This is a genomic window from Mycobacterium sp. TH-M82 (assembly GCF_057473605.1).
This window is the reverse complement of sequence record NZ_JBYCKY010000211.1, coordinates 1-2944: the sequence shown is the minus strand read 5'-3', so window position 1 is coordinate 2944 and position 2944 is coordinate 1. Positions and strand designations below refer to the sequence as shown.

Sequence of the window (2944 nt, the reverse complement as noted above, 5' to 3'; positions counted from 1 at the left end):
GCCCAACAAGCCCAGCGCGTCCGAGAGCGACTCCGCCGGCACCGCCGGCGGACGACTTCCCCCGGACGCGTCCGCCGGGGCCAACGGATCACGGGTGTCGCTGCCCTACGGGCTGGACCCAGCGGTCACCCCGGTGCTGGGCAGCTATAAAGAACAGATCGCCGCACACGCCACCTCGGTGTGGTACCGGCTGCCGGCCCGGGCCCCGGACCGTGCGCCGATCGTGGTGGTGGCGGCCGCCGGCGCGATCTGGTCGCACGAAGAGGACGGCAAACTGACCTACGGGCAGCCGCTGAAACTCCAGTGGGGCATCACGGGCGCGGACGGCGACGTCGCCGCGCTCGGCCAGGTGGAGCCGATCGACATCGGCCCGCAGAACGCCTGGCGCAACCTGCGCTTCCCGCTGGCGTGGGCGCCGCCGGGCACCGACGTCGTCCGCCTCGTCGCAGCCGACCCGAACCTGTCCACTGAACAGTGGCTCGCGTTCACCCCACCGCGGGTCCCGGTGACAAAGACCATTGCGCAGCTGATGGGCTCGCAGACCCCGGTGCTGCTCGACATCGCCACCGCGGCGAACTTCCCGTGCCAGCGGCCGTTCGCCGAACACCTGGGTGTGGCCGAGCTGCCGGAGTACCGCATTCTGGGCGACCATAAACAGACCGCGTCGTCATCGAACCTGTGGGAGGCCAGCGAGGACGGCGGGCCGTTCCTGATCACCCAGGCGATGCTGTGGACCTCGACCATCCCGACCTATCTGCGTGACGACTGGTACCGGGACTGGGGATCGGTGGAGGCCTACCACCGGCTGGTCCCCACCGAGGAAGCACCCGACGCCGCCGTCGGGCAGGGCGCCGTGACCGTCACCGGCTGGGGCCGGCCCGGACCGATTCGGGCCCTCCCGTGAGCCCCGCCGTGAGCAGCCGGGTGGCCGCCATCGCGGGCCTGGTCGGCTTCGCGCTGTCGCTGGCCACTCCGCTGCTACCGGTGGTGCAGACCACCGCGACGTTGAACTGGCCGCAGCACGGACAACTGACCAACGTGACCGCGCCGCTGATCTCGCTGACCCCGGTGCGGATGACGGCCACCGTGCCGTGCACAGCGGTGCTCTCGTTGCCGCCGGACGGCGGGCTGCTGCTGGGCACCGCGCCGGCCAAAGGCAAGGACGCCGCGCTGCAGGGGCTGTTCGTCACCGTCACCGGGCAGCGGGTGGACGTCACCGACCGCAACGTGGTGCTGGCCAGCGTGCCGCGGGCGAAAGTGGAAAGTCCCGGCGGCTGCTCGCGGATCGAGATCACCTCGTCGCACGCCGGCACCTTCGCCACGTTCGCCGGGCTGACCGAGCGATCCGGCTGGGCCGATCCCAACCTGCGCCCACAGGTCGTCGGGGTGTTCACCGACCTGACCGGCCCAGCCCCGGCAGGGCTGGAGCTGGCCGCCGACATCGACACCCGGTTCTCCACCAGGCCGACCGCGCTGAAACTGGCCGCGATCATCGGTGCAATCCTCGCCACCGTCGTCGCGCTGACCGCACTGTGGCGGCTGGACCGAACCGACGGGCGTGGCCTGATCGCCCGGCTGATCCCGGCCCGGTGGCGATTCTTCACCCTCGCCGACGCCACGGTGATCCTCGGTTTTCTGGTCTGGCACGTGATCGGCGCCAACTCCTCCGACGACGGCTACGTGCTGGGCATGGCCCGCGTCGCCGGACACGCCGGCTACATGAGCAACTACTTCCGCTGGTTCGGCAGCCCAGAAGACCCGTTCGGCTGGTACTACAACCTGCTGGCGCTGATGACACGGGTCAGCGACGCCAGCATCTGGATCCGGCTTCCCGACCTGATCGCCGGGCTGGTGTGCTGGCTGCTGCTCTCCCGTGAGGTGCTGCCCCGGTTCGGCCCGGCGGTGTCGTCGAGCCGCGCCGCGATGTGGGCGGCGGCGACGGTGCTGCTGGCGGCCTGGATGCCGTTCAACAACGGGCTGCGGCCGGAGCCGATCATCGCGGCCGGGTCGCTCGTCACCTACGTGCTGATCGAGCGGGCGATGATCGCCGGACGGATGACCCCGGCCGCGCTGGCCGTGGTCTGCGCCGCGTTCACCCTCGGCATCCAGCCCACCGGCCTGATCGCGGTGGCCGCGCTGGTGGCCGGCGGCCGCCCGATCCTGCGGATCCTGGTGCGCCGGCACCGCCAGGTCGGCACCTGGGCGCTGGTGGCCCCGCTGCTGGCGGCCGGCTTCGTGATCCTGACCGTGGTCTTCGCCGACCAGACCCTACGCGCTGTCATCGAAGCCACCCGGATCCGCAGCGCGATCGGACCCAGCCAGGCCTGGTACACCGAGAACCTGCGCTACTACTACCTGATCCTGCCCACCGTCGACGGCTCGCTGTCGCGACGGTTCGGCTTCCTGATCACTGCCCTGTGTTTGTTCACCGCGATGTTCATCATGTTGCGGCGCAAGAGGATTCCCGGGGTGGCGCGCGGCCCGGCATGGCGGTTGATGGGCGTGATCTTCGGCACCATGTTCTTCTTGATGTTCACCCCCACCAAGTGGGTGCACCACTTCGGCCTGTTCGCCGCGGTCGCCGGAGCAATGGCGGCGTTGGCGACTGTTTTGGTGTCGCATGAGGTGCTGCGCTGGTCGCGCAACCGGATGGCGTTTCTGAGCGCCCTGCTGTTCGTGCTGGCGCTGTGCTGGGCCACCACCAACGGCTGGTGGTACGTCTCCAGCTACGGCGTGCCGTTCAACTCCACCAAACCGCGCATCGGGCCGATCACAGTCAGCACCATGTTTTTCATCCTGTTCGCGATCGTCGCCGCCTACACGGCCTGGCTGCACTTCGCCCCACGCGCGGCCGGCGAGGGCCGGGTGGCCCGGGCGTTGACCGCCGCACCCGTCCCGGTCGCGGCCGGGTTCATGGTGGCGGTGTTCGTCGCGTCGATGGTGG

At 70.2% G+C, this 2944-nt stretch carries 2 protein-coding genes; both read left to right on the top strand.

Going from position 1 to position 2944, the window contains the following annotated elements; genetic code table 11:
* Nucleotides 1–904 (top strand): arabinosyltransferase C-terminal domain-containing protein (locus tag AC2VON_RS06240; protein WP_486952161.1); only part of this gene is annotated, 904 nt, incomplete at its 5' end.
* Between the two features lie 8 nt (nucleotides 905–912).
* On the top strand, nucleotides 913–2944 hold a 2032-nt coding region (locus AC2VON_RS06235), incomplete at its 3' end, for an arabinosyltransferase domain-containing protein (RefSeq protein ID WP_486952160.1).